Origin of the sequence: Solwaraspora sp. WMMD1047 (assembly GCF_029626155.1) — a bacterium.
Lineage (GTDB): Bacteria > Actinomycetota > Actinomycetes > Mycobacteriales > Micromonosporaceae > WMMD1047.
Genome location: NZ_JARUBL010000001.1, coordinates 847,014 through 873,535, shown reverse-complemented (window position 1 = coordinate 873,535; position 26,522 = coordinate 847,014). Strand labels below are relative to the sequence as shown.

25 protein-coding genes are annotated in these 26,522 nt (G+C 72.5%); 11 read left to right on the top strand and 14 right to left on the bottom strand.

Annotated features, from left to right (window positions below; all coding sequences use genetic code 11):
* Positions 1-148 precede the first annotated feature (148 nt).
* Both O7627_RS04140 and O7627_RS04135 read left to right on the top strand, forming a co-directional pair.
* Positions 149-442: a type VII secretion target gene (locus tag O7627_RS04140; protein ID WP_278092168.1), complete on the top strand. Its 294-nt coding sequence runs from the start codon at positions 149-151 to the stop codon at positions 440-442.
* A 53-nt stretch (positions 443-495) separates the two neighbouring features.
* Positions 496-2,190, top strand: a complete 1,695-nt coding sequence (locus tag O7627_RS04135; protein WP_278092167.1) for an alpha/beta hydrolase — start codon at positions 496-498, stop codon at positions 2,188-2,190.
* Between the two features lie 9 nt (positions 2,191-2,199).
* Here the strand turns inward: O7627_RS04135 and glmS are convergent, their stop codons facing one another.
* On the bottom strand, positions 2,200-4,113 hold the full coding sequence (glmS, locus tag O7627_RS04130) for a glutamine--fructose-6-phosphate transaminase (isomerizing) (RefSeq protein WP_278092166.1): 1,914 nt from the start codon (positions 4,111-4,113) through the stop codon (positions 2,200-2,202).
* A 257-nt stretch (positions 4,114-4,370) separates the two neighbouring features.
* On the opposite strand from glmS, the gene O7627_RS04125 reads away from it, so the two are divergent.
* On the top strand, positions 4,371-5,222 hold the full coding sequence (locus tag O7627_RS04125; RefSeq protein WP_278092165.1) for an MmpS family transport accessory protein: 852 nt from the start codon (positions 4,371-4,373) through the stop codon (positions 5,220-5,222).
* Positions 5,223-5,228: 6 nt separating this feature from the next.
* Positions 5,229-6,422, top strand: a complete 1,194-nt coding sequence (locus O7627_RS04120; protein ID WP_278092164.1) for a pyridoxal phosphate-dependent aminotransferase — start codon at positions 5,229-5,231, stop codon at positions 6,420-6,422.
* A 37-nt stretch (positions 6,423-6,459) separates the two neighbouring features.
* Here the strand turns inward: O7627_RS04120 and glmM are convergent, their stop codons facing one another.
* The 6 genes from glmM to O7627_RS04090 form a co-directional block, all read right to left on the bottom strand.
* A complete protein-coding gene (glmM, locus tag O7627_RS04115) occupies positions 6,460-7,818 on the bottom strand; it encodes a phosphoglucosamine mutase (RefSeq protein ID WP_278092163.1) in 1,359 nt (452 codons plus the stop codon).
* 161 nt (positions 7,819-7,979) lie between these two features.
* Entirely contained in the window at positions 7,980-8,468 is a 489-nt protein-coding gene (rpsI, locus tag O7627_RS04110; protein WP_278092162.1) for a 30S ribosomal protein S9, read from the bottom strand.
* Between the two features lie 46 nt (positions 8,469-8,514).
* The gene (gene rplM, locus O7627_RS04105) at positions 8,515-8,958 is read right to left on the bottom strand and encodes a 50S ribosomal protein L13 (RefSeq protein WP_278092161.1); all 444 of its coding nucleotides are present in this window, start codon (positions 8,956-8,958) and stop codon (positions 8,515-8,517) included.
* A gap of 193 nt (positions 8,959-9,151) precedes the next feature.
* On the bottom strand, positions 9,152-10,531 hold the full coding sequence (locus O7627_RS04100; RefSeq protein WP_278092160.1) for a nitrate/nitrite transporter: 1,380 nt from the start codon (positions 10,529-10,531) through the stop codon (positions 9,152-9,154).
* 129 nt (positions 10,532-10,660) lie between these two features.
* Positions 10,661-10,954, bottom strand: a complete 294-nt coding sequence (locus tag O7627_RS04095; protein ID WP_278092159.1) for a type II toxin-antitoxin system PemK/MazF family toxin — start codon at positions 10,952-10,954, stop codon at positions 10,661-10,663.
* On the bottom strand, positions 10,944-11,201 hold the full coding sequence (locus O7627_RS04090) for a DUF6364 family protein (protein ID WP_278092158.1): 258 nt from the start codon (positions 11,199-11,201) through the stop codon (positions 10,944-10,946). The genes O7627_RS04095 and O7627_RS04090 overlap by 11 nt, the downstream gene beginning before the upstream one ends.
* A 270-nt stretch (positions 11,202-11,471) precedes the next feature.
* Between O7627_RS04090 and nirB the strand changes: the two genes are divergently transcribed.
* Genes nirB through O7627_RS04075 form a run of 3 tightly spaced genes read left to right on the top strand, consistent with a single transcriptional unit; the run spans position 11,472 to position 15,465 of the window.
* Positions 11,472-14,021: a nitrite reductase large subunit NirB gene (nirB, locus tag O7627_RS04085; protein WP_278092157.1), complete on the top strand. Its 2,550-nt coding sequence runs from the start codon at positions 11,472-11,474 to the stop codon at positions 14,019-14,021.
* Complete coding sequence (gene nirD, locus O7627_RS04080; RefSeq protein WP_278092156.1) at positions 14,018-14,377, top strand: nitrite reductase small subunit NirD; 360 nt, start codon at positions 14,018-14,020, stop codon at positions 14,375-14,377. The genes nirB and nirD overlap by 4 nt, the downstream gene beginning before the upstream one ends.
* Positions 14,377-15,465, top strand: a complete 1,089-nt coding sequence (locus O7627_RS04075) for a uroporphyrinogen-III synthase (protein ID WP_278092155.1) — start codon at positions 14,377-14,379, stop codon at positions 15,463-15,465. Before nirD ends, O7627_RS04075 begins: the two co-directional genes overlap by 1 nt.
* Positions 15,466-15,564: 99 nt before the next feature.
* Here the strand turns inward: O7627_RS04075 and O7627_RS04070 are convergent, their stop codons facing one another.
* The 3 genes from O7627_RS04070 to O7627_RS04060 all read right to left on the bottom strand — a co-directional run bounded on the left by O7627_RS04070 (position 15,565) and on the right by O7627_RS04060 (position 18,231).
* The gene (locus O7627_RS04070; protein WP_278092154.1) at positions 15,565-16,344 is read right to left on the bottom strand and encodes an ABC transporter ATP-binding protein; all 780 of its coding nucleotides are present in this window, start codon (positions 16,342-16,344) and stop codon (positions 15,565-15,567) included.
* Between the two features lie 25 nt (positions 16,345-16,369).
* Complete coding sequence (locus tag O7627_RS04065; protein ID WP_278092153.1) at positions 16,370-17,158, bottom strand: ABC transporter permease; 789 nt, start codon at positions 17,156-17,158, stop codon at positions 16,370-16,372.
* Between the two features lie 164 nt (positions 17,159-17,322).
* Positions 17,323-18,231, bottom strand: a complete 909-nt coding sequence (locus O7627_RS04060; RefSeq protein ID WP_278092152.1) for an ABC transporter substrate-binding protein — start codon at positions 18,229-18,231, stop codon at positions 17,323-17,325.
* Between the two features lie 501 nt (positions 18,232-18,732).
* Here O7627_RS04060 and O7627_RS04055 point away from each other — a divergent pair.
* The 4 genes from O7627_RS04055 to O7627_RS04040 are packed head-to-tail and all read left to right on the top strand — an operon-like array spanning position 18,733 to position 21,695.
* Positions 18,733-19,428 (top strand): GntR family transcriptional regulator, encoded by a 696-nt coding sequence (locus O7627_RS04055; protein WP_278092151.1) that lies wholly within the window; start codon positions 18,733-18,735, stop codon positions 19,426-19,428.
* Positions 19,421-20,356: a DUF6282 family protein gene (locus tag O7627_RS04050; protein ID WP_278092150.1), complete on the top strand. Its 936-nt coding sequence runs from the start codon at positions 19,421-19,423 to the stop codon at positions 20,354-20,356. The genes O7627_RS04055 and O7627_RS04050 overlap by 8 nt, the downstream gene beginning before the upstream one ends.
* Positions 20,353-21,069, top strand: a complete 717-nt coding sequence (locus tag O7627_RS04045) for a PIG-L family deacetylase (RefSeq protein WP_278092149.1) — start codon at positions 20,353-20,355, stop codon at positions 21,067-21,069. Before O7627_RS04050 ends, O7627_RS04045 begins: the two co-directional genes overlap by 4 nt.
* Positions 21,066-21,695 carry a 4-carboxy-4-hydroxy-2-oxoadipate aldolase/oxaloacetate decarboxylase gene (locus tag O7627_RS04040; protein WP_278092148.1) on the top strand — a complete coding sequence of 210 codons (630 nt, stop codon included), beginning with the start codon at positions 21,066-21,068 and terminating at the stop codon, positions 21,693-21,695. Before O7627_RS04045 ends, O7627_RS04040 begins: the two co-directional genes overlap by 4 nt.
* A gap of 61 nt (positions 21,696-21,756) precedes the next feature.
* Here the strand turns inward: O7627_RS04040 and O7627_RS04035 are convergent, their stop codons facing one another.
* The 4 genes from O7627_RS04035 to O7627_RS04020 form a co-directional block, all read right to left on the bottom strand.
* A complete protein-coding gene (locus O7627_RS04035) occupies positions 21,757-22,383 on the bottom strand; it encodes an ATP/GTP-binding protein (protein WP_278092147.1) in 627 nt (208 codons plus the stop codon).
* The gene (locus tag O7627_RS04030; RefSeq protein ID WP_278092146.1) at positions 22,364-22,729 is read right to left on the bottom strand and encodes a DUF742 domain-containing protein; all 366 of its coding nucleotides are present in this window, start codon (positions 22,727-22,729) and stop codon (positions 22,364-22,366) included. Before O7627_RS04030 ends, O7627_RS04035 begins: the two co-directional genes overlap by 20 nt.
* 67 nt (positions 22,730-22,796) lie before the next feature.
* Positions 22,797-23,207, bottom strand: coding sequence for a roadblock/LC7 domain-containing protein (locus O7627_RS04025; protein ID WP_278092145.1), 411 nt, complete (start codon positions 23,205-23,207; stop codon positions 22,797-22,799).
* Positions 23,204-26,419, bottom strand: coding sequence for a nitrate- and nitrite sensing domain-containing protein (locus O7627_RS04020; RefSeq protein WP_278092144.1), 3,216 nt, complete (start codon positions 26,417-26,419; stop codon positions 23,204-23,206). Before O7627_RS04020 ends, O7627_RS04025 begins: the two co-directional genes overlap by 4 nt.
* Positions 26,420-26,522 lie beyond the last annotated feature (103 nt).

Here is a 26,522-nt window from a genome sequence, read left to right as displayed (position 1 = left end):
TTAACGGCCTCCGGTAGGCGGGACAAGGGCTGTGGACGACGGTTGCGGTGCCCCGCCGCCGGTTGTCCACAGGGGCAGGTCACGGTGGGCCGGAGCTCGTAGCGTCGGGATGTCGGCGGGGGCCGCCGACGCCCGTGAGGAGGCTCCGATGCGGGACGATCTCGTGGTAAGCACCGATGTGCTGCGCCGGGCCGCCGGTGAGCTGACCGGCATCGCCTACCGGCTCGGCCACGGCCTGGCCGGGGTGCCCGGCCTGACCGTGCCGACGCCGGGCTGGGCCACGGCCGAGGCGTTGGCCACGGTCGAGTCCGCAGTGCACGGCTGGCTCGGCGAGGTCGGCGGCGACCTGGCTGAGCTGGCCACCGCCGCGCGGACCGCCGCCGACGAGTACGACGACGCGGACCAACGGGCCGCCCGACGGCTCTCCGGGGCCGCCCGGTGAACCCGCCGCGGTGGTCCGGCACCCGAGCGCCGGTAGTCGGGGCCGGGCCGCCGGTGACCGGCACCCGATCGCCCGTGGCCGGCGGCGGGCAGCCCTTGGTCGGCGGCGGGCAGCCCTTGGTCGGCGGCGGGCAGCCCTTGGTCGGCGGCGGGCAGCAGGTCGGTCCGTACCAGCGGCTCTGGGCCGCCGACCCGGGCTCGTGGCGGGCGGCGGGGTCGGCCTGGCGGGCGGTGCTGGAGGTGGTCGACCGGCGGCGCGCGGAGCTGCGTGCCGCCGGTGCGCGGTTGCTCGCTGGCTGGTCCGGCCCGGCCGGGCGGGCCGCCGGCGCCCGGTTGGCCGGCCCCACCGCCGTGCTGGCACTCGGCCGTCCGGCGTTCATCGAGATCGACCAGGTGCTGGCCGAGTTCGCGGCAGCCCTGACCAGGGCGCGAGCCCTGCTGGCCGCGGCGGTCGAGGCGGCCGACGCGGCGGGGGTGCTGGTGGACCGGCACGGCCGGGTGTCCCGGGCACCGACGGCCGGGCCGGTGGCCCGCGACGCCGGGCCGGACGCCGGCCACGCGGTGCGGGCGGTCGCGGCTCGAATCGCGGCGGCGTTGACGCTGGCCGAGACCGCCGACCGGACGGCCGCCGGCCGGTTGACCGTCCTGGCCGCAGCCGCACGGGCAGGCTGGACGGAGCACGCCGGTCGCGCTGGTCGCCCGGGTGGCGACGCGGACCCGGCCGGCGGTCCCGCCGCCCCGGGCGGTGCCGGATCGCTGCGGCCGCCGGGCGGCGCCGAGCCCGCCGACGTGCGGCGCTGGTGGGACGGGCTGACGGCGGCGCAGCGCCGGTGGCTGGTGGCGCACGAGCCGACGCTTGTCGGGCGGACCGACGGCGTCCCGGCCGACGCGCGTGACCAGGCCAACCGGCTGCTGTTGGCCGAGCGGGGGCCTGGTGCGTTGGCCGAGCGGGGAGCCGCGCTGGCCGACCGGCTCGGCAGCGACTCCGGGCAGCGCGCCTACCTGCTCGCCCTCGACCAGGCCGGGGACGGCCGGGCGGTCCTGGCGATCGGCAACCCGGACCGGGCCGACCATGTGGTCAGCTATGTGCCTGGCATGCAGGCCGACCTGCCCGGCATCGGGGCCGAGCTGATCCGCGTCGACCGGCTGGCCGAGCAGTGCGCCGTCGAGGCGCCGGGGCGCGCGAGCGCCGCCGTGCTCTGGCTCGACTACGACGCTCCGGACTTTGTCGACGAGGCGGCCAGCGACTCCCGTGCCCGCGACGCCGGGCCGGCCCTGCACCGGTTCCAGGAAGGGCTGCGGGCCAGCAACGACGGGCCGCCGGCCGGGCAGACGGTGGTCGGCTACAGCTACGGCGCGCTGGTGGTCGGGACCGCCGCCCGCGACCACGGTCTCGCTGCCGACCAGGTGGTGCTGCTCGGCGCCCCCGGGGTCGGCGTGGACCGGGCCGACGGGTTGGGCCTGCCGGCCGGGCAGGTCTGGGCCGGTACCGCCCGCGACGACCCGATCCAGTACGCCGCGCTGGCCCCGGGTGAGCTGCTGGAGCGGCTCGCCGTCGGGGTGTTCGCCCCGCTGGCCGGCCCGCTGGCCTTCGGCCAGCCGGCCGAGGACCTCTGGTTCGGCCGCAACCCGGCCGATGCGGCGTTCGGTGCCGGGCGGATTCCGACCGGACCGGGTGGCCACGCCGGCTACTGGACACCCGGCGGCCCGGCCCTGGCCGGCGTGGCCGAGGTGGCTACTCGACCGTGACCGTGGTGGCTATTCGACCGTGACCGACTTGGCCAGGTTGCGCGGCTGGTCCACGTCATAGCCCCGGGCCGCCGAGATCTCGGCCGCCAGGACCTGCAGCGGGATGGTGGTCACCAGCGGCGCCAGCAGGGTCGGCGTACGGGGCACGGCGATCAGGTGGTCGGCGTACGGCAGCACCGCCCGGTCCCCCTCCTCGGCGATCACGATCGTCCGGGCGCCCCGGGCGCGTACCTCCTGGATGTTCGACACGATCTTGTCGTGCAGCATGCCGCGGCCGGCCGGCGACGGCACCACGCAGACCACCGGCGTGCCCTGCTCGATAAGCGCGATCGGGCCGTGCTTCAGCTCACCGGCGGCGAACCCCTCCGCGTGCATGTACGCGAGTTCCTTGAGCTTGAGGGCGCCCTCCAGGGCGACCGGGTAGCCGACGTGCCGGCCGATGAAGAGCACGGTCGGCGCGGACCGGAGATCCTGGGCCAGCTGCCGGACCGGCTCCATCGCGGTCAGCAGGGTACGCAGCTTGTCGGGCATCTCCTGCAGTTGGGCGACGACGGCGGCCACCTCGTCGGCGTACTTGATCCCGCGGACCTGAGCCAGATGCAGACCGATCAGGTAGCACGCCACCAACTGGGTCAGGAACGCCTTCGTGGAGGCGACCGCGACCTCGGGGCCGCCGTGGGTGTAGAGAACGGCGTCCGACTCGCGCGGGATGGTCGAGCCGTTGGTGTTGCAGATCGCCAGCACCCGGGCCTTCTGCTCCTTGGCGTGCCGCAGCGCCATCAGGGTGTCCATGGTCTCGCCGGACTGCGAGATGACCACGATCAGGGTGGACCGGTCCAGCACCGGATCCCGGTACCGGAACTCGCTGGCCAGCTCCACCTCGCACGGAATCCGGGTCCAGTGTTCGATGGCGTACTTGGCGACCAGGCCGGAGTGGTAGGCGGTGCCGCAGGCGACGATGAAGACCTTGTCGACGTCACGCAGATCCTGGTCGGTGAGGCGGACCTCGTCGAGCATGATCTCGCCGCTGTCGGTCAGCCGGCCGAGCAGGGTGTCGGCGATGGCCTGCGGCTGCTCGGCGATCTCCTTGAGCATGAACCAGTCGTAGCCGCCCTTCTCGGCGGCCGAGGCGTCCCAGTCGATGTGGAAGTCCTTGCCGGCCGCCGGCGCTCCGTCGAAGTCGGTGATCGACACCTCGTCGGCGGTGATCAGCACGACCTGGTCCTGCCCCAGCTCCACCGCCTCCCGGGTGTGCTCGATGAACGCGGAAACGTCGCTGGCCAGGAAGTTCTCCCCGGTGCCCCGGCCGACCACGAGCGGCGAGTTGCGGCGCGCCCCGACCACCACGCCGGGCAGCGCCGCGTCGACCGCGAGCAGGGTGAACGCGCCCTCCAACCGTCGGCAGACGGCCCGCATCGCGGCGGCCAGCAGCGGCGGACCGGCCGGCTGCCCGTCGGCACGCATCCGGTCCAACTCGGCGGCGAGCAGGTGCGCGACGCACTCGGTGTCGGTGTCGCTGCCGAACTCGATCCCGCCGTCCTCCAGTTCCGCGCGGAGCTTGGCGAAGTTCTCGATGATCCCGTTGTGGATCACGGCCACCCGGCCGTCGACGGACCGGTGCGGGTGGGCGTTGCGGTCGGTCGGACCGCCGTGGGTGGCCCACCGGGTGTGCCCGATGCCGGTGCTACCGGCCGCGATGCCGAGCGGACCGGCGCCCGGATCGGCCGTGCCGCCGCCGGCCCGCTCGGCCAACGTCTTCTCGAGGTTGGCCAGCTTGCCGGCCTTCTTCTCGGTGAGCAGCTCGTCGTCGCAGACGATGGCGACGCCGGCCGAGTCGTAGCCGCGGTACTCCAACCGCCGGAGCCCGTCGACGACGATGTCCAGTGCCGGGCGAGCGCCGGCGTAACCCACGATTCCACACATGGTCCGCAGCGTATCCCAGCTTTCGCTCATTACTCCTGCTTGAAAGTAGCTGATTCAATCACTCTCCCTGCGCGATATCGCCCTTCTCGGGACCGATCGGCCGCCCGCACACCGGTCCGGCGAACGACGCACCGGCGTCCGGGGCACCCGGCGGGGTACGAAACCGGCCGGCCCGGGCCGGGCGCGGTACCGTGACCCCGCACAGACCCGTACGCCGTCCCGGCACCCGGCCACCGCCGTCGCCCCTGGAGCACTCGATGAGCGACTCGTCACCCCCGCCACCGTCCGAGCCGCCCGCCTCCGGACCCGGCCCGTCGTACGAGCCGCCGCCGCCGGGCCCGTCGTACGAGCCGTCGGCACCCACCCCGTCGTACGAGCCGCCGACCGTTCCCTATGAGGCGGGTCCCGCCTACCAACCGGGATACCCGCCCCCGGGCGACGCCGGCTACCCGCCATCCGGCTACCCGCCACAACCCGGTTATCCGCCACCGCCCGGTTATCCACCACCGCCCGGTTATCCACCACCACCCGGCTACCCGCCGCCGCCCGGCTATCCGCCGTACCAGCCCGGCCAGCCGGCGCCCGGCGGGTCCAAGCCGTCCGGGTCGGGCGGCGCAAACCGGGCGGTGCTGTTCATCGTGCTCGGCGTGGTTCTGGTGCTGCTGCTCTGCGCCGGCGCCTGCGTGGCCGGTTACGCCTTCCTGCGCGACACCGCCGAGTCGGTCGAGCGGGCCGTCGCCGAGGCGACCAGCTCCCCGACCAGCCCGCCACGGGCCACCGAGCCGTCACCGTCGGGTCGCCAACCGCTGCTGCCGCCGGGCTCCGGCGGGCCGGTGACCGTGGTCTACGAGGTGACCGGCGACGGCCCAGCCTCGGTCACCTATGTGGACGATTCCGGGCTGCCCAAGCAGGCCCTCAACGTCGAGTTGCCGTGGCGGACCGAGGTGACCATGCAGAACCAGGCCCTGATCATGCTGATCGCGCTGCGCACCGAGGCCGGCGACGGTTCGATCGGCTGCCGGCTCACCGTCGACGGTCGCGAGGTCGCCAAGACGGACGCCAGCGGCGGGTTCGCCACGGTCGACTGCACCAGCATCGGCGGAAACTGAGCCCGGATGGACATCGAGGCCGATCCGCTGGTACGCCGGATGCGCCCGTTCGGCACCACCATCTTCGCCGAGATGTCGGCGTTGGCGGTCCGCACCGGCGCGGTCAACCTGGGGCAGGGCTTCCCGGACACCGACGGACCACCGGAGATGCTGGCGTCCGCCGCCGAGGCGCTGATGAGCGGGCAGAACCAGTATCCGCCCGGACCGGGGATCCCGGCGTTGCGGGCCGCGGTGGCCGCCCACCAGCGTCGGTTCTGGGGTCTGGACTACGACCCGGAGCGAGAGGTGCTGATCACGGCCGGGGCGACCGAGGCGATCGCCGCCGCGATCCTCGGGCTCGCCGAGCCGGGTGACGAGGTGGTCTGCTTCGAGCCCTACTACGACTCGTACGCGGCCTCGATCGCGCTGGCCGGTGCGGTCCGCCGGCCGGTCACGCTGCGGCCCTCGGCCGGCGGCAGGTACGTCTTCGACCCGGCCGAGCTGCGCGCCGCGTTCGGGCCGCGCACCCGGCTGGTGCTGCTCAACTCCCCACACAACCCGACCGGGAAGGTCTTCGACCGGGCGGAACTCACTATGATCGCCGAGCTCTGCCAGGAGTACGACGCCTACGCGGTCACCGACGAGGTCTACGAGCACCTGGTCTTCACCGACGCGTCGAGCGGGCATCTGCCGCTCGCCGGCCTGCCCGGGATGCGGGGCCGGACGCTGCGCATCTCGTCGGCCGGCAAGACCTTCTCCTGCACCGGCTGGAAGATCGGCTGGGCGAGCGGCCCGGCCGCCCTGGTCACCGCCACGATGCGGGTCAAACAGTTCCTCACCTACGTCAACGGCGCGCCGCTGCAACCGGCGGTGGCGGTGGCGCTGGGCCTGCCCGACGACTACTACACCGGTTTCCGGGACGGGCTGCAGGCCCGCCGGGACCAGCTCACGGCCGGGCTGGCCGACGCCGGGTTCGACGTGCTGCCGTCCGAGGGCACCTACTTCGTCACGGCAGACATCACCGGCCTCGGCGGCCGCGACGGAGTGGAGTTCTGCCGGACCCTGCCGCAGCGGTGCGGGGTGGTGGCGGTGCCGACCCAGGTCTTCTACGACGACGCGGGGGCCGGCCGCCGGCTGGTCCGGTTCGCGTTCTGCAAGCGACCCGAGGTGCTGGCCGATGCGGTCGCCCGGCTCCGCGCCGGCGGTACCCACCGCGGCTGACCGCAGACCGTGCCGGCTGGCCGGGGGCCAGCGTCGGCTAACCGCCAGCGGGGCTGGCGGCCCGGACCTCGGCGGCGATCCGTTCGGCGATGGTCTGCGCCATCTCCAGCGTCGCCGCCTCGACCATCACCCGGACCAGCGGCTCGGTGCCCGACGGGCGCAGCAGCACCCGCCCGGTCCCGGCCAGCTCCGCCTCGGCCCGTTCGGCCGCCGCCAGCACCGCCGGAGCGCCGGCTCCGACGGTGCGGTCGCCCACCGGCACGTTTATCAGCACCTGGGGCAGCTTCGTGACCACCGAGGCGAGGTCGGCCAGGGCGTGTCCGGTGGCGGCCATCCGGGACATCAGCTGCAGGCCGGTGAGAATCCCGTCCCCCGTGGTGGCGTACGCGGGCAGCACGATGTGCCCGCTCTGTTCGCCGCCGAGCGCCAGGCCGGCGGCGCGCAGCTCGGCCAGCACGTACCGGTCGCCGACCTTGGTCTCGATCAGCCGGATGCCCTCCCGGGACATCGCCAGCCGCAGCCCGAGGTTGCTCATCACGGTGGCCACCAGGGTGTTGCCGGTGAGCGTGCCGGCGTCCCGCATGGCCAGCGCGAGGATGGCCATGATCTGGTCGCCGTCGATCGGTTCGCCGTCCGCCGTCACCGCCAGGCACCGGTCGGCGTCCCCGTCGTGGGCGATGCCCAGGTGCGCGCCGTGTTCGACCACCGCGGCCCGGAGCGCGTCCAGGTGCTGCGACCCGCAGTCCTCGTTGATGTTGAGGCCGTCCGGCTCGGCGTGGATGGCGATCACCTCGGCGCCGGCCTCCTGGTAGGCCACCGGCGCCACCTCGGCGGCGGCGCCGTGGGCGCAGTCCACCACCACCTTCAGCCCGTCGAGCCGGTTGGGCACGGTGCCGACCAGGTGCTTGACGTAGTGGTCCGCGCCGTCGAGCAGGTCGTGCACGCGGCCGACGCCGGCGCCGGTCGGGCGGTGCCAGCCGGCCGGCTCGCCGGCCTCGACCGCCGCCTCGATCCGCAGCTCCACCTCGTCGGGCAGCTTCTGCCCACCGGCGGCGAAGAGCTTGATCCCGTTGTCGGGCATCGGGTTGTGCGAGGCCGAGAGCATCACCCCGAGGTCTGCCTTGGTCTCGCTGACCAGGTGCGCCACGGCCGGGGTGGGCAGCACGCCGACCCGGACCACGTTGGCGCCGGCGCTGGCCAGACCGGCCACCACGGCCGCCTCCAGCATCTCCCCGCTGGCGCGGGTGTCCCGGCCGACCACCGCCAGTGGCTGGTGGCTGCGGTCGGACTCGGCAAGCGTGCGGGCGGCCGCCACGGCCACCGCCAGCGCCAGCTCGGGTGTCAGGTCGGCGTTCGCGCGGCCGCGTACGCCATCGGTGCCGAACAACCGGCCCATGCGGAGAACCTCCGAAAGTACGCCGTTGATGAGAAACCAGCCGGGACACGACCAGTCAAGAACAAATCACCCCGGGATGCGCGGCGATTGGCGATAGAACGCGGAACGGCCGGGACCGCCACCGCACGAGGGGTGGGCGGACCCGGCCGTCCGTCAGCAAATCAGCGCTTCGAGTACTGCGGGGCCTTACGGGCCTTCTTGAGGCCGTACTTCTTGCTCTCCTTGACCCGGGCGTCCCGGGTCAGGAAGCCGGCCTTCTTCAGCGCCGGCCGGTCGTCCGGCTCGAACGTGATGAGCGCCCGGGCGATGCCGAGCCGCAGCGCGCCGGCCTGGCCGGTGATGCCGCCGCCGCGCAGGTTGGCGATGACGTCGAAGGTCTCGACCTTCTCGGCGGTCACCAGCGGTTCCTTGATCATCTGCTGGTGGACCTTGCTGGGGAAGTACGCCTCCAGCTCGCGGCCGTTGCAGGTTATCTTGCCGCTGCCGGGCACGATCCGGACCCGGACGATGGCCTCCTTGCGGCGGCCGACGGTCTGGATCGGGCGGTCGCCACGCGGGACGCGGGCCACCGGAGCGCTGGTGGTGGTGGTAGCGGCGGGCGCGGCGGTCTCGCTGGGGGCCGTCGGGCTCGGCGCGATGGTGTCGGTCATGCGGTTTCCTTCGCCCGCGCTACAGCGCGATATTCCTGGCTCACGATCACTGAGCGATCTGCTTGATCTCGAACGGCACCGGCTGCTGCGCGGCGTGCGGGTGCTCGGCACCGGGGTAGACCTTCAGCTTCGTGATCAGCTTACGGCCCAGCTTGTTGTGCGGGAGCATCCCCTTGATGGCCAGCTCGACGGCCTTCTCCGGGCGCTTGGTGAGCAACTCGTCGTAGCCCACCTGCTTGAGGCCGCCCGGGTATCCGGAGTGCCGGTAGGCGACCTTGGTGTGCCGCTTGTTGCCGGTCAGGGCCACCTTGCCGGCGTTGACGATCACGACGAAGTCGCCGGTGTCGACGTGCGGCGCGAAAGTGGGCTTGTGCTTACCACGCAGCAACGTGGCGGCGTGGGTGGCCAGACGGCCCAGCACGACATCGGCGGCGTCGATCACATGCCACTGACGCTCGATCTCACCCGGCTTCGGGCTGTACGTACGCACAGGTCTACCTTGTCTCGTCGGCGGTCTGGGGTCGCGCGCCAGCCTGACCTCGCGGACTTGAAGCCCCCGCGGACATGGTGCCGAGCGCACACGAACGACCAAGCGTACCTGATGGGGCACGCCTACTGATGTCGCACAACAGCAGGCAACGATACCCGCTCGCGCGACCGGCGGTCAAAACGGGGTCGGAAGCTCACACCCCGGCCAGCCGGTGCGCCGACGGCCGCAGGTACGCCGCCCAGGTGACCGCGAAGCAGAGCGCGTAGAAGGCGATGAAGCCGAGGTACGCCGCGTCGGCGCTCTGATAGGTAAGGAACGACTGCCGGAAGGCGACGTTCACCAGCACCCCGCCGAACGCGCCGACCGCCCCGGCGATGCCCAGCAGCGCCCCGGCGAGCCGGCGGGACCGCCGCTCGGCGGCCTCGGGCGTCATCCCGGCCGCCACCGCCCGCTCCGCCTTGGCCTTGAAGATCGCCGGGATCATCTTGTAGGTCGATCCGTTGCCGATCCCGGAGAAGACGAAGAGCGAGATGAAGCCGACCAGGTAGAGCGGCAGGGACTGCCGGCCGGAGGAGGCGTAGAGCACCACCCCGGCCCCGGCCGCCATCGCCACGAAGTTCCAGAAGGTCACCCGGGCCCCACCCAGCCGGTCGGCGAGCCGCCCGCCGACCGGCCGGATCAGCGAGCCCACCAGCGGCCCGAGGAAGGTCAGGTAGGCGGCGTCGATCGCGGTGGCGAACTGGTCGGCGAACTGGATCTGCAGCACCTGGCCGAAGGCGAACCCGAACCCGATGAACGACCCGAAGGTGCCGATGTACAGGAACGACATGATCCAGGTGTGCGGGTCCCGGGTGGCCTGGCGCATCGCGCCCTTCTCGTTCGCCGCGGTCGGGATGTTGTCCATGTACCGGGCCGCGAAGACCGCGGCCAGCACGATCAGCGGCAGGTAGACGGCGGGCACCAACCGGGGGTACGCCGCGCCCGCGGTGGCCAGCACCGCCAGCCCGACCAGCTGCACCGCCGGTACGCCGATGTTTCCGCCGCCGGCGTTGAGGCCGAGCGCCCAGCCCTTGAGCCGCTGCGGGTAGAACAGGTTGATGTTCGCCATCGACGAGGCGAAGTTCCCGCCGCCCACCCCGGCGAGGCAGGCGAGCACCATCAGGGTGCTGTACGAGACCCCCGGCTCGATCAGGATCGCCATCGGGATGGTCGGCAGCAGCAGGAGCAGGGCGCTGATGATCGTCCAGTTCCGGCCGCCGAACTTCGCCACCGCGAAGGTGTACGGCAACCGCAGCGCCGCGCCGAGCGCGGTGGGTACGGCGGTGAGCAGGAACTTCCCGGCCGGGTCGATGCCGTAGGCGGGGCCGAGGAAGAGCACCATCACCGACCAGAGGCTCCAGACGGAGAAGCCGACGTGCTCGGAGAAGATCGAGAAGATCAGGTTCCGGCGGGCGATCGGCGCGCCGGTGCCGCGCCAGAAGTCCGGATCCTCGGGACGCCAGTCGGCGATCTCGTGCCGGCGCGGCGCGGCGACCGGGGTGGTTACCTCCAGCGGTGGGGCGACCGTACTCATGCTGCTTCCTCCTCGTCCGGCGACGAGGAGGAAGCTAACGACGGGCCGTTACCCGCCGGTGTGCCTTTCGGGTCGGGCCGGCGACAGGGCGCGCACGACGGCCGCCGGCCGGTGGTGAGATCGGCGGGCTCAGATGTTCTGCAGGATGCGCAGCGCGCGGCTGACCCGGTGCATGGTGTCGGTGTCGCAGACGTCGACGCACTCGGTGAACCACTTCTTCATCGGGGAGGAGAGCCGGTCCGGCATCACCACGTAGTCGCCCATGGTGACCGCGAGCGGCGAGTCGCGCAGCAGCTCCTCCGCCACCACCTCGGCCACGATGACGATCGGCACGTCGGTCGAGTTGTAGACGTCGGAACTGATCACCAGTCCGAGGCGTTCCCGGGCTCCCTCGATCCGCCAGATCTCGCCCCTACGCAGCACGCTTCGGACCGCCGAAGAGCACCGCGTCGACCATTTCACTCTCCTGCTCGTCGGCGAGCGCGGCGGCCTCGATGTCGAGGCCGGCCCGGCCGACGGCGGCGGCGTGCCCGGCGAAGACCTCGCGCAGCGCCTTCTCCCGGGCGGCCGCGTCCACCCAGGCGGAAAGGGACATTCCCTCCCGCTTGGCGAACCGGCGGGCCTCCTCGATCGTCTCGTCCGAGAAGGAGAGCGTCACCTTGGCAGTCATGCGAACGAGCATACCCCCGGTATGACCGGTCGTCATCCCAGTCGGTTGCCCACCCCCTGGGGCGGGCGGGTGTGAGCGGCTCTTAGCAGGCCCGAAACAATCGGGACGCGGCGGCGAAATCGGCTCCCGGCACGCTTCGGGCATGACAGGCAGTGCGCGGAAGGCGACACAAGTGGATGAAGCAGCAACCACCGTCGCCACCCACTGTCCATCCCGCATCCTCCATCGAGGACAGCGGGGCCTCGCGGAAACCGCGGAGGTGGCAGCGGCATGACCACGAAGAATCTGGTCGTCGTCGGCAACGGGATGGTCGGGCAGCGGCTGGTCGACGCGGTCCGCAGCCGCGACACCGCCGGCAACTGGCGGATCACCGTGCTGGCCGAGGAGGACCAGCCGGCCTACGACCGGGTCCGGCTCTCCGCGTACTTCGACGGGGTGACCGCGGCGGAGCTCAGCCTGCACACCCCGGATGACGCGGTCGACCTGCGACTCGGCGAACCGGCGACCGGCATCGACCGCGACCGCCGCACGGTCCGGACCGCGCGCGGGGAGTACCCGTACGACGCGCTGGTGCTGGCCACCGGCTCGTACCCGTTCGTGCCGCCGATCGACGGCGCCACCGACGAGACCACCCGGCCCGGCGGGCTGCGACCCGGCGTCTTCGTCTACCGCACGCTCGACGACCTGGCGGCGATCCGGGCGTACGCCGAGGGCCGGCGGGTCGGCGCCGTGATCGGCGGCGGCCTGCTCGGCCTGGAGGCGGCGAACGCGCTGCGGCTGCTCGGGCTCGCCACCCACGTGGTCGAGTTCGCCCCCCGGCTGATGCCGGTGCAGGTGGACGACGCCGGCGGCGCCATGCTCCGGCGTCATCTGGCCGATCTGGACATCGCCGCGCACCTGGGGGTGGCCACCACCGCCATCCGGTCCGACCCGGCCGGCGGCGTGGCCGGGCTGACCCTCTCCGACGGCACGGCGCTCGACGCCGAGCTGGTGATCATCGCCGCCGGCATCCGGCCCCGCGACGAACTGGCCCGCGCCGCCGGGCTGGAGCTCGGCGAGCGGGGCGGCGTCCGGGTCGACCAGACCTGCCGCACCGACGACCCGCTGATCTGGGCGATCGGCGAGTGCGCCGCCGTCGACGGCACCTGCTACGGCCTGGTCGCCCCCGGCTACGCGATGGCCGAGGTGGTGGCCGACCGGCTGCTGGGTGGCGCGGCCACCTTCCCCGGCGCCGACCTCTCCACGAAGCTCAAACTGCTCGGCGTCGACGTCGCGTCGTTCGGCGACGCGCACGGCCGGGCGCCCGGCAGCCTCGACGTGACCTTCACCGACCCGGCCACCCGGGTCTACGCCAAGCTGGTGCTCTCCGACGACGCCCGCACCCTGCTCGGCGGGGTGCTGGTCGGCGACGCGTCGGCGTACCCGACGCTACGGGCCAGCGTCGGCGGCCCGCTGCCCGGCCCGCCGCTGGCGCTGCTCGCCCCGGCCGGCGAGGCCGGCGCCGAAGCCGGCCTGGCGGCGCTGCCCGGCTCCGCCCAGGTCTGCTCCTGCAACGCGGTGACCAAGGACCAGATCACCGACGCGATCGACGGCGGCTGCGCCGACGTCGCCGCGTTGAAGGCGTGCACCCGGGCCGGCACCAGCTGCGGGTCGTGCGTACCGATGCTCAAGCAGCTGCTCGCCGTCTCCGGGGTACGGCTGTCCAAGGCGCTCTGCGAGCACTTCGACCACAGCCGGCAGGAGCTGTTCGACATCGTCCGGGTCCGGGGCATCCGGACCTTCTCCCAGCTCGTCGCCGAGCACGGCCGCGGCCGGGGCTGCGACATCTGCAAGCCGGCGGTGGCGTCGATCCTGGCGTCGCTCGGCAACGGCTACGTCCTCGACGGCGAGCAGGCGTCGCTGCAGGACACCAACGACCACTTCCTCGCCAACATCCAGCGCGACGGCACCTACTCGGTGGTGCCGCGGATCCCCGGCGGCGAGATCACTCCGGACAAGCTCATCGTCATCGGCGAGGTGGCCCGTGACTTCAACCTCTACACCAAGATCACCGGCGGGCAGCGGATCGACCTGTTCGGCGCCCGGGTCGAGCAGCTGCCGCAGATCTGGCGACGGCTGGTGGACGCCGGCTTCGAATCGGGGCACGCGTACGGCAAGGCGCTGCGCACCGTGAAGTCCTGCGTCGGATCGACCTGGTGCCGGTACGGCGTGCAGGACTCCGTCGGGCTGGCGGTCGCGCTGGAGCTGCGCTACCGGGGGCTGCGCGCACCGCACAAGATCAAGTCCGCCGTCTCCGGCTGTGCCCGGGAGTGCGCCGAGGCACGCAGCAAGGACTTCGGCATCATCGCCACCGAGACCGGCTGGAATCTCTACGTCGGCGGCAACGGCGGCTTCCGGCCCCGGCACGCCGAACTCTTCGCCACCGACCTCGCCACCGACGACCTGGTCCGCTACATCGACCGGTTCCTGATGTTCTACATCCGCACCGCCGACCGGCTGCAGCGCACCGCCGGCTGGGTCGAGGCGATGGAAGGCGGGCTGGACCACCTCCGGGCGGTGATCGTCGAGGACTCGCTGGGGCTCTGCGCCGAACTCGACGACGCGATGGCCCGGCACGTCTCCTCCTACGCCGACGAGTGGCGGGAGACGCTTGCCGATCCGGACCGGCTGCGCCGCTTCACCTCCTTCGTCAACGCGCCGGACACCCCCGACCCGTCGATCAGATTCGAGGTGGAGCGCGGCCAGCCGGTGCCGGCGGCCGGACCGCGCCGGCCGGTCGCGCTCGGTATGCCGGCCGGGGTCGGGACGGCCCCCCGATGAGCACCGACACCGTGACGACCGGCACCAGATGGGTGCCCGTCTGCCCGTACCGGCTGCTGGAGCCGGAGCGCGGGGTGGCCGCCCTGGTCGGCGGCGAGCAGGTCGCGATCTACCGGACCCACGACGGCGAGCTGTTCGCGATCGGCAACCTGGACCCGATCAACGGCGCGTACGTGATGTCGCGCGGCATCGTCGGCAGTCGCGGCGAGATCCCCACCGTCGCCTCCCCGCTGCACAAGCAGGTCTACGACCTGCGGACCGGTCGCTGCCTGGACGTGCCCGAGGTGCGGGTGCCGACCTACCCGGTGCGCTGCCGGGACGGTCTGGTCGAGGTCGATGCCGGATTGGGCGGCTGATGGCCGACGAGCTGGCAGGCTTCACGATCGGTGTCACCGCGGACCGCCGACGCGACGAACTGGCCGCCATGCTGGAGCGCCGTGGCGCCCGGGTGGTGCTCGCGCCGGCGCTGCGGATCGTGCCGCTCGCCGACGACTCGGAACTGCGCGCCGCCACCCGGGCCTGCCTGGACAACCCGCCCGACGTGCTGGTCGCCAACACCGGGATCGGCATGCGCGGCTGGCTGGAGGCGGCCGAGGGCTGGGGGTTGGCCGAACCGCTGCGGCTGGTGCTGTCCCGCGCCTACATCGTGGCCCGGGGGCCGAAGGCCAGAGGGGCCATCCGCGCGGCCGGGCTGCACGACGAGTGGTCGCCGGCCTCGGAGAGCTGCGAGGAGGTGATCACGCACCTCAAGGATCGCGGCGTCGCCGGCCAACTCGTCGCCATGCAACTGCACGGGGACCGCCAGCCGGAGTGCACCGCCGCCCTGGAGGAGGCCGGCGCGGCGGTCATCGAGCTGCCGGTCTACCGCTGGGCGCCGCCGACCGACCCGGCGCCGCTGCACCGGCTGGTCGACCTGATCACCGGCCGGCTCGTCGACGCGGTCACGTTCACCTCGGCACCGGCCGTGGAGGCCCTGCTGCGGGCCGCCGGTCCGAGCGCCGACGCGGTGCTGGACGCGTTCCGCTCGGACGTGCTGGCCGCCTGCGTCGGCCCGGTGACCGCGACCCCGCTGCGTCGGCACGGCATCCCCGTCCTCGCCCCCGGCCGGGCCCGCCTCGGCGCGCTGGTCCGGACCCTCATCGACGAGCTCCCGCAGCGGGCGGTGAACGTGAAGGTGGCGGGGCACCTGTTGACCCTGCGCGGTCACGCCGCCGTCGTCGACGGCGAGCTGCGCCCGCTGGCGCCCGCGCCGATGGCAGTGCTGCGCGCGCTGGCGCAGTCTCCGGGGCGGGTGCTGTCCCGGGCCGCGCTGCTGCGTACCCTGCCGCGCGGCGCCGACGAGCACGCCGTCGAGATGGCGGTGGCCCGGCTGCGGGCCGGCCTGGGTACGCCGGGCGTGATCCAGACCGTGGTGAAACGCGGCTACCGGCTGCCGGTGGACTGATCCCGCCGGAGCCGACCAGCCGGGGGTGGCCCGCCGGAGCCGACCAGCCGGGGGTGGCCCGCCGGAGCCGACCAGCCGGGGGTGGCCCGCCGGACCCGGTCAGCCGGGGTGGCCCGCCGGCTCCTGGTCGCCGACGCCGAGCAGTTGGTGCAGCTCGGCGGAGCAGGCGGAGACCCGCTCCAGATGGGCGTTGCGCCCGAACGACCGGGGCCGTGGGATGTCCACGTCGACGATCCGGCGGAGCTGGCCGGGGCGGGAGCTCAGCACCGCCACCCGGTCGGCCAGCAGCACCGCCTCCTGGATGGAGTGGGTCACGAAGACCACCGTCGTCCCCAGCTCCATGTGGATGCGCTGCAACTCGACCGCGAGCTCCTCCCGGGTCAGCGCGTCCAGGGCGGAGAACGGCTCGTCCATCAGCATCACCTTCGGCCGCTGGATGAGCGCCCGGCAGAGCGAGACCCGCTGCTGCATGCCGCCGGAGAGTTCGTGCGGCAGCCGGCCGGCGAAGTCCGCCAGGCCGGTCATCTCCAGCAGCCGCAGCGCGTGCTCCCGATGCGTCGACCGCTTCCAGCGGAAGATCTCCACCGGCAACAGGACGTTGTCGAGCACGCTGCGCCAGGGCAGCAGCGCCGGCCGCTGGAACACCATCGACACGTCCCGGCGCGGGCGGACCACCCGGTCGCCGCCGACCAGCACGTCGCCCGCGGTCGGCGCGAGCAGCCCGGCGATCAGCCGTAGCAGGGTCGACTTGCCGCAGCCGGACCGGCCGATCACCGCGAGGAACTCGCCCTCTTCGATGTTGATGTCGATGTCGCGTAACGCCTCGACGGTCCCCGACCGGCCCCGGAACGTACGCGAAACACCCGCGATCTTGATCATTGCGCTCCCAACGGGGTGATGGCTTTCAGGAGGTGATCGATCTGGCCCAGGGCACGAGAATCCGCTCCAGGCCCGCCACGAGATAGAAGAGGAGGGCGCCCATGATGGCGAGCAGGGTGAGCGCGGCGAAGGCCAGCGGCGTGTCGGCGGACTGGCCGGAGCTGACCACGACCGAGCCGAGCCCACGGTCGGGCTGGATCACCTCGCCGATGATCGCGCCGATGATCGCGAGTGAGGTCGCCACCTTCAGCCCGACGAAGACCTGGGGCAGGGCGCCGGGCAGCCGGACCTTGACGAAGGTCTGCCACCACGACGCCGACAGCGAGCTGGCCAGCTCCCGCAGGTCGTTCGGGGTGGAGGTGAGACCGGCCATGGTGGAGACCATGATCGGGAAGAAGCAGAGCAGGACCACCATAACGATCTTGGGCTGGATGCCGAACCCGATCCAGACCAGGAGCAGGGGCGCGAGCGCCACCTTCGGCACCGCGTTGATCCCGGCGATCAGCGGCAGGGTCATCCGCTCCACCGTCCGGGAGGCGGCGAGCACGACCGCCATCAGCATCCCGCCCACCGCGGCGATGCCGAACCCGACAACGGTCTCCATGAGGGTCACCCGCGCCTCGCCGAGGAGATAGCCCGGCAGCCGCAGGAACGCCTCGACCACGTCCGGGGGCGCGGGCAGGAAGAACGGTTCGATCTCGAAGAGCACGGTCGCCAGCCACCAGCCGGCGATCGCCAGCACCACGCCCAGGAAGGGCAGCCCGGCGGTCGACCAGAGCTGCCCCAGCCAGGCGTTCGTCCGCTTGTCAGTCATCGTTGGTCCAGAGGTCGTCGGTCGTCCAGCTCAGGAAATTCCACAAGCGTCGCGGCGGCGGGAGGGTGACGGATCTGCTCGCCGTTCCGTCACCCTCCCGGTCCGTCAGCGACGCGTCCCGGCCGGTGGCCGAGACCTCGGTCCGGTACTGACGACGCCGACCGTCAGGACTTCGGTACGAAGCTGAGGTCGACGACGTTCGCCGGCGGCAGGTCACCCGGGATCAGGTTGGATGCCTGCAGGATGGCGATCGTGCGGGCCACCCGGGCCTCGTCCATGGAGCCGATCGGCGCGCCACCGGCCGGCGCGACGTAGGGCGCCATCGCGTCGATCTCGCCCTTGCCGGCCGCGACCGCGTAGGTCGGCTTCACCTTGTTGAGGATGGTGGCGGCCTCCTCGGGGTTGTCGACGCTGTACTGCAGCCCCTTGAGGATCGCGCCGGTGAAGCGGCGTACCAGGTCCGGGTCGTCCTGGATCAGCTTCGGGGTGGTGATGATGGCGTTGCCGAAGAGGTCGCGGAGGTAGTCGCTGTAGGGCAGGATGACGACCTCCTTCTTCGACGCGGTCGCCAGCGCCCCCCGGCTGAGCAGGAAGGTGCCGAGCGCGTCGACCTGGCGGCTCGCCATCAGGCCGTTCAGCGCGGTGGGCTGGGCGCCCTGGATCTTGACCTTCGCGGGGTCGATCCCGGCCAGCTCGGCGTACGCCGGGAAGAGCAGCTCGGTCACCGACCCGGCCGCGGTGGCCATGGTCTTGTTCTCCAGGTCCTTCGGGGTGGTGATGTTGGTGTCGGCGGTGGTCATCACCGAGATCAGCGTCTGCTGGTGGACGGCCGCGATGGCCCGCCACTCGGTGAACTCACCCTTGCCCGCCTGGATCACCGCACCGGTGAAGTCGAGCGCGCCGAACTGGACCTGACCGGCCTTGAGGGCGGTCAGGTTCGGCACGTTGCCCGCGCCCTCCTGGATCTCGACCTCGATGCCGGCCTCTTTGAAGTAGCCCTTCTCCTTGGCCACCCAGACGAAGGCGTCCCGCCCGACCGCCCCGAAGGCCGTGATGTAGCCAACCTTGTCCATCTCTCCCGTCGACTCGGCTTCACCGTCCGAATCGGAGCCCGTACAACCACTCGTGGCCAGTAGGGCCGTGGCCAGCGCAGCTGCTGCCAGCACCCGAGAGCGTTTGAACATCATGCCTCCAGCTTTTCCAACGTGGTAAGTGAGCAGGCACCTTAGGCACCCGCACGGGTGTGGACCCCATCACCGTGACGGTCAACAACGCGCATCGATCGTCGCCCGGTCGAGAATCGTAGGTCACTCACTTACGCCTGTCACCGTCGAAATCCGGCGAAAAACGGCGTGCCACCCTCAGCTCCCCAGCTCTCCGAAGGGTTCCAGCAGCTCAGCCCGCTGGTCGGCCGGCGTCCTGCAGAAGGTCTCGCCTTGGATACAATACTGTGGACCAAATCGTTAACCAAATTGGAGACAACTTTGCGGGCAGCCACTACCCGTTGTTGCCTGGGCGGTCACCCGGAGCGGGACTGTCCTGACGGCGCCCAGGTGAGGAGCGGTGATCTGCCCATGAGCGGCACCACACGCGGCCCGGCCGGCTCGCCCCGACCAGCGGTCGACATCGCCTACGAGCAGCTGCGACAGGCGATCCTGACCGGCGAGCTGATGCCGAACGAGCGGCTGGTCGAGGTCGTGCTCGCCGACCGGCTCCAGGTCAGCCGGGCGGTGGTCCGCACCGTGCTGGTCCGGCTCGGCCAGGACGGCCTGGTGATCCAGACGCCGAACCGGGGCGCGCACGTCCGACTCGTCACCGAGGCCGAGGCGATCGAGATCCTCCAGGCGCGGGCCGTCCTTGAGGGCCTCGCGGCGCGGCAGGCCGCGCTTGAGGCGACCGCCCAGGAGATCGCGTCGATCCGCCGGGTACTCGGCCAGATGACCCGCAAACTGGAGGCGGAGGACCTGCTCGGATACTCCGACCACAACGCCGAGCTGCACGCCGCGATCATCGCCGCGGCCCGGCACGAGACCGCGGCCCGGCTGATCGCCGGACTCCGCGCCCAACTGGTCAGATACCAGTTCCGCACCATCCTGGTGCCCGGGCGGGCGGCCCGGTCCCTCGCGGAGCACACCGCCATCGTCGAGGCCATCGCCGACGGCGATCCGGACGCCGCCGAAACGGCCATGCGCCGGCATCTCGGCAGCGTCGAGACCAACCTCGCCAACACCGCCACCATGGCCGGAGCCCGAAGGACCGAGAATGTCTGACCACCCCGTCCCCTCCGCCCGCGCCCGCGCCCTGGTCCGCGGCGCCTACGACACCCACGTACACGTGGCGCCCGACGTGATGGAGCGCCGGATCGACGACCTCGACCTGGCCCGGCGCTGCGCCGAGGTCGGCATCGCCGGCTTCGTCCTCAAGTCGCACTACGTGGCGACCGCCGAGCGGGCGGCGGTGGTCCGCAAGGTCGTCCCCGCGGTCGACGTGCTCGGCGCAATCACGCTCAACGGCTCGATGGGCGGGATGAACCCGACGGCCGTCGAGATCGCCGGCCGGCAGGGCGCCCGGATCGTCTGGATGCCCACCGTGGACTCGGGTAACCAGCGCCGCAGCAGCGCCCAGGACCTGCCCGGTTCGAAGCCGGCGATGTGGGGGGCGCTCCAGGCCGACCTGCACGCCCAGCAGATCGTGCCGGCGCCCGTCGAGGTCGTCGACCCCGACGGGCAGGTGCTCGACGAGGTACGGAAGGTCCTGCGGGTGATGGCCCGGCACGACCTCGTGCTCGCCACCGGACACCTCGCCGGCGCCGAGATCCTCGCCGTCGTCCGGGCCGCCCGCCAGGAGGGCGTACGCCGGATCGTCGTCACCCACCCCGAGTTCACCTCGCAGCGGCTGCCGGTGGCCCAGCAGCGGGAACTGGCCGACGCCGGTGCCCTACTGGAACGCTGCTTCACCACCCCGCACAGCGGCAAGGTCTCCTGGGCCGACCTCTTCGCCAACATCCGGGCGGTCGGCCCGGAAAACTCGATTCTCTCCAGCGACCTGGGGCAACCCTTCAACCCGCCGGTCGAGGACGGTCTGGCGCTCTTCGCCGATCGGCTCCTCGACGCCGGCTTCACCGAGCAGGAGGTACATACCATGGCGGTGGTCAACTCACGGCGGATCGCGGCGGCGAGGGCGGAGGTGCCGGCGTGACCGGGCGCAGGATGCTCGTCGTCGGCGCCCACAGCGCCGACTTCGTCTGGCGGGCCGCCGGGGCGGTGGCCGCCCACACCGCCGCCGGGGGCGAGGCGCTCGTGCTGGCCCTGTCGTACGGCGAACGCGGCGAATCCGGCGAGCTGTGGAAGGACCCGAACCAGACCATCGAGAACGTCAAGCGGATCAGGCACGCCGAGGCGGAGCAGGCGGCAGCCGCGGTCGGCGCGAAGTTCGAGTCGTTCGACCTGGGCGACTATCCGCTGCGGGTCGGTGACGAGCAGGTCGAACGGTTGGCCAGCCTGCTGCGGACGTTCGCCCCGCAGGTGGTCCTCACCCACCCCGATCGCGATCCGTTCAACCCGGACCATCCGGCCGCGCACGCCGCGGTCGCCCTGGCCCGGCAACTCTCCGCCGGTGCCGGCGTGGCCAGCGGCTTCGCCACCGCACCGCCGTCGGAGTTTCTGGCCTTCGAGCCGCACCAACCCGAACTGTGTGGCTTCGTGCCGACCGTCTTCGTCGACATCACCGCGGTGATGCCGGCCAAGCGGGAGGCGATGGCGGCGATGTCCGCCCAGGGCTACCTGCGGGAATACTACGACCAGCGCGCGGACCACCGCGGCAATCACGCCCGCCGGGTCAGCGGCAACGCCGCCATCCGGCAGGCCGAGGCGTTCCAACGTCTGATCCCGAACGTGGTGGGTGCCCTGTGAACTCCGGGGCGGGCGCGCTGCTGGCAGACGCCGGGGTGGCCACCGTGTACGAGGCGGCGGGACGGCGTGGTCTGATCGACGTGGAGCTGACGCAGGTGGTGCCGGGCAGTCGGGCCGGCGGCCCGGCCCGCACCGTCCGCTGCGGGCAGGACGACAACCGCGCGGTACACGAGGCGATGACCCGGCTCCGTCCGGGCGAGGTGCTGGTGCTGACCATGCCCGAGCCCACCCCGGTGGCGCTGATCGGTGAGCTGCTGGCGACCCAGGCCAAGGTGGCCGGGGCGGTCGGGGTACTCGTCGACGCGGCGATCCGGGACTTCGACGAACTGCGCGAACTCGGCCTGCCGGTCTGGTCCCGCTGGCGCCGGGTACGCGGCGCGACGAAGCGGGTTCGGGGTTCGCTGGATGTGCCGGTGACGGTGGGCGGGGCGGCCATCAGCCCCGGGGACCATGTCGTACTCGACGCCGACGGTGCCGTGGTCGTCGGCCGGGACGACGTCGACACCGTCGCGGCCGCCTGCACGGCCCGGCTGGAGAAGGAGGCCGGTCTGCGGGGCCGGTTGCTGGCGGGTGCCTTCAGCTACGACCTGCACGGCCTGCGGGCAGCCGACGAACAGGACGGTTGAACCTGGACGGAGGCCGGTCGCGCCGGTCCCGCCCGCCGGGGGATGTCCGCGATCGACCCGGTCAGCCGACCGGCGTCGGGTACCCCCGGCCGTGCTCGGCCTGCAGCATCGCCATCGCATGCTGCACGACGTTCACCAGCACCTGCTTGACCGACTCCCGGTTGCGGGCGTCGCACATCACCAGCGGGATGTGCGGCGCGATCGCCAGCGCCTCGCGGATCTCCTCCGCCTCGTACCGGGGGGCGTCGTCGAAGCAGTTCAGCGCCACCAGGTACGGCAGGTTCCGGTTCTCGAAGTAGTCCAGCGGGGCGAACGCGTCGGTGATCCGCCGGGTGTCGACAAGCACGGCCGCGCCGACCGCACCCCGGATGATCTCGTCCCACATGAACCAGAACCGGGTCTGCCCTGGGGTGCCGAAGAGATAGAGGATCAGATCCTCCGCCATCGTGATCCGGCCGAAGTCCATGGCGACCGTGGTGGTCTCCTTGCCGGGCACCTTGGACGGATCGTCGATGCCGACCCCCGCGGAGGTCATCACCGCCTCGGTGGTCAGCGGGGTGATTTCGGAGACGGCGCCGACAAGCGTCGTCTTACCCACTCCGAAGCCACCCGCGATCACGATCTTCGCGGAGGTAATCTCCCCACCGCTCCGGCGCGCCCTGGCCGGGTCATAGCCTGCGAAGTCCACTTAGCACCCTCTCAAGCAGTTCCATCCGCTCCTCGTACGCTTCAACGGGAGCGGCACTGTGCAGCGTCAACAGGCTGTCCGCCACCATATCGGCGACGAGCACCCTCGTCACACCCAACGGCAGCCGAGCGTACGCGGCGATCTCCGCCAGCGACTGGGCTCGGCCATCGCAGATGATGGCGATCCGGTGCTTGTCGTGCCCGGCGAACCGCGACTCGGCGACCGCCGCCGGGGTGGCCACGAGCACCGCTTCGAGGGCGATGTCCCGGCGTGGCTCGGTTCGACCGCGGGTGACCGCGTACGGCCGAACGAGGGCACCACGCGGATCCTCACGGCGCGGATCCATGCTGCGGTCACCTCCTTCGGGTCAGTTCGCGGTGGCACCGATATCCAATCCTTTGCGATCCCGCCCGCTACGGGCGCGACGCGGCCTCACGTGGCAGTGGGACGAGAGCCGCGCCGACGCGCTCCACGAGCAGCGCCATCTCGTACCCCACCTGCCCGACGTCGCAGCTCCGGGCGGCCAGCACCGCCATCGAGGAGCCGTCGCTGATGGACATCAGGAACAGGTAGCCGCTGTCCATCTCGATCACCGTCTGCAGGACCCCACCGGCACTGAACATCCGGGACGCGCCGTCGGTCAGGCTGACCACGCCCGAGGTGATCGCCGCGAGCTGGTCCGCCCGATCCTGCGGAAGGTCGCGCGACGAGGCGAGCAGCAACCCGTCGGCCGAGACTGCCACCACGTGCGCGATGCCAGCCACGCTGTCCGCGAAGTTGCTGAGTAGCCAACCCATGTCCTGCATAGCCGCCGGCCGGTTCATCCGCTGGTCTCCTTGGTTGAGGTGGTGCCGTGCTGTTCGACGCCGGCCGATCGGCCGCGCTGGACCCCACGGTGGTAGGCCGACAACAGGCCCCGCACCTCGTCCGGCGTCCGGCGGCTCGTCTCCCGGGCCTTGGTCTCCACGCCGCCCGGGACCAACTGGGCCTGCGGCACCCGCTTCGGCAGGCCGGAACGGGTGGTCCCGGCGGCGGTCGGTTCCGCCGCCCGGGTGGCGCGCGCCCAGCCCTCGTCGGCCGCGGTGCGCCACACGTCGCCGCCGCTGGACGGTCCGCGGGCGGCCGGCTGTCGAGCCGGCGGGACATCCGAGGGCGGGGCGGCCGGCGGCGGGGCGGTCGCGGGCGGGGCGGTCCGGGGCGGGGCGTAGGCCGTCGGCGGCGGGGCGTAGGCCGCGGGCGGTGGGGCGTACGCCGCCGGTGGCTGGGCCGGCGCCGACGACATGGCCGCGCTCTGCGGGGTCCGGACCGGCAGTGCGGTACGCCCGGCGGTCGGTGCCCGGTCCGGTGCCGCGGCGGCCGGTGCCATCGACTGGGCCGGCGGCGCCGAGCTGGCCGGTGGCGGGTATCCCGCCGTCGGCATGGTGAAGATCTCGGTCGAGTCGGAACCGTGCGAGCGGAACCAGACCGCCTCCATCTCCCGGAAGATCGGCGCCTCCCGGGGGTCCTCGGCGCGGGGCGCCGGGGTGGCCGGTGGCGCGCTCACGGCGCCGTGACCGGCGACCGGACCGGCGGGCAGCCCGCTGCCGGGCTGCTGCTGCCCGGCCAGCGACGCGGGGGCGGTCTCCCCCAGCCGCTCGCCCAGCGGCCGGACCGTCGGGTACGCCATGGTCGGCGCGCCGGCGCTGGCCTCGGTCTGGAAACCGGGGCTCTGCTGCGCGTGACCGGCCGACTGGTGGGCCGCGGTCACCGGCTGCCGCAGCGCCGAGGGGAAGCCGCCGGTCTGCTGCACCGGCGCCGGGAACCCGGTGCCCCGCTGCGGTGGCAGCTGCTGCTGGGCCGCGCTGGCCTGCTGCCCGGCGCCGACCGGCTCGGCGGTGTTCGCCCATTGCGGGGGCGCGGTGCTGCGCAACTGGCTGGCCAGGGTGGCCGCGGAGTTGCGCGGGATAACCGGCGCCGACTGGTCCGACCAGCCGTTGTGGCCGACCGGAGCCGGCGACTGCGGACCGGACTCCACGGCCAGCGGCTGACTCGGCCGCCGCAGCGACTGGCCACGGCCGCGGGTCATCGGCAGGACCACGATGTGGCTGGGCAGGGTCACCTGGGCGACCGTGCCGCCGTCCACGTTCCGCCGCAGGTCCACCCGGATGTCGTAGCGCGCGGCGAGCCGGCTGACCACGGCCAGACCCATCAGCCGGAAGGCGGCCACGTCGACGGTGGGTGGGGCGGAGAGCCGGCGGTTCAGGGCGTCGAGCTGGTCGTCGGCCAGGCCCAGGCCCCGGTCCTCGACCTGGACCAGCACGTAGTCACGGATCCGGCGGGCGTCGGCCACCACCACGGTGTTCGGCGGCGAGAACCGGGTCGCGTTGTCCAGCAGCTCCGCGATCAGTCGTACCACGTCGTTGACCGCGGCCGCGGCCACCGAGATGTCGGTGTCGACCGTGCCGAACTCGATCCGGTTGTACGCCTCGACCTCGGACTGGGCGGCGCGCAGCACGTCCACCAGGAGGGCGTCCTCGCGCCTCGGCGCGGTGGAGTCCGCACCCGCGAGCACCAGCAGGTTCTCGTCGTTGCGGCGCATCCGGGTCGCCAGGTGGTCCAGCTCGAAGAGCTGCGCCAGCCGCTTCGGGTCCTCCTCGCCCCGCTCGATGGCGTCCAGCTCGCCGATCATCCGGTCGACGAGTGCCTGACTGCGGCGGGCCAGGTTGAGGAACATCGCCGAGATGCTGGTCCGCAGGGCCGCCTGCTCGGCCGCGACCCGGACGGCTTCCCGGTGGACCACGTTGAACGCGGCCGCGACCTCGCCGACCTCGTCCCGGTTGGTCATCCGGATCGGGTCTCGAACCTCCCGGACGATCTCCTCCACCGCACCGTCGCCGACGTTCCCGACGTCGCGCAGCCGGCGGACCGCCTCCGGCAGGTCGTGGTTGGCCACCGAGAGGGCGCCCAGCCGCAGCCGGCGCAGCGAGTGGTTGAGGGAGCGGGCCAGCACGACCGCGAGCACGACCGCGACGATCAGGGTGATCAGCAGCAGGACGGATTCGAGGATCGCCTGCTCGACGACGTCGGACCTGGCCTGCTCGGCGAGGGTGAGAAGGTCGCTCTCCAACTGCAGTTCGGCGATGCGCATCAGGTCGTTCACCGCACCCACCGGCCGGGCGCCGGTGGCCGCGGTCAGCCCGGAGGGTTGGCCGACGGAGCGGGTGACGTCGGCTGCGACCTGGTCCGCGAGCACCACCGCGTCACCGGCCACCAGCCGATCCACCACGGCCTCCTGGGCGGAGGAGGCGGCCAGGGAGAAGCCGAGCAGCGCCTCCTGCTGGCTGGTCAGGGTGGCCAGGAACGAGGAGAACTGTTCTTCGTCGAGTTGCCCCGCGGTGAGCGCGGAGAAGATCACCGCCTCCTCCTCGGCGGTGGCGGCCTTGGCCTTGGCGAAGGCGGCGACCGCCCGCAGGCTCTCCGCGGTGGCGCCCTCACCGGCGATCTGGCCGAGCGTCTCGCCGTAGGAGACCAGGTCGGCCAGGACGACTCCGTAGCGCAGCACGGCTTCGGCGACCGGCATCCGGTTCCGGTCCAGGATCTGCTGGCGGGTGCTGTTCAGGGTGGCCAGGTGGTCGTCGATCACGTCGAGTCGGCTCTGGACGGACTCGGGGACCTCACCGACGTCGCCGAGCCGGCTGTCGTACGCCGCGATCCGTTCGTCGGTGCGCCGGACGTGCAGGTTGTAGGTGTCGGCCTTGGACGCCGGATCGGCCAGGTAGGCCGCCGCCGCCATCCGCTCCCGGTGCAGGTCCTGGGTGAGTGCCGACACGTCCGTGGAGAGCTGGGTCAGCGAGCGGATCGTGGTCGCCTGGTAGGCGCTCTGGCCGATGTCGACCAACCGGGCCGTCGCCAGCGCGATCACCGCCGCGACCGGAACGACAAGGATCAGCGCAAGTTTCGACCGGATCCGGGCGTCCCCCAACCGCGGCAGCCAGCGCCGGGCTTTGCCGTGCTCCGGCACGCCGCTCTCGGGCAGGGTCGTAGGTCCGGTGCTCACGACATCGCCTCCGTCGTCTTCTCCACATGTGACCTGCCGGGGCCGTTGCCTGTTGCAGCGGACAGCGGCCGCATGCGGCACGGCCGCGATTTCATCAGAGAAA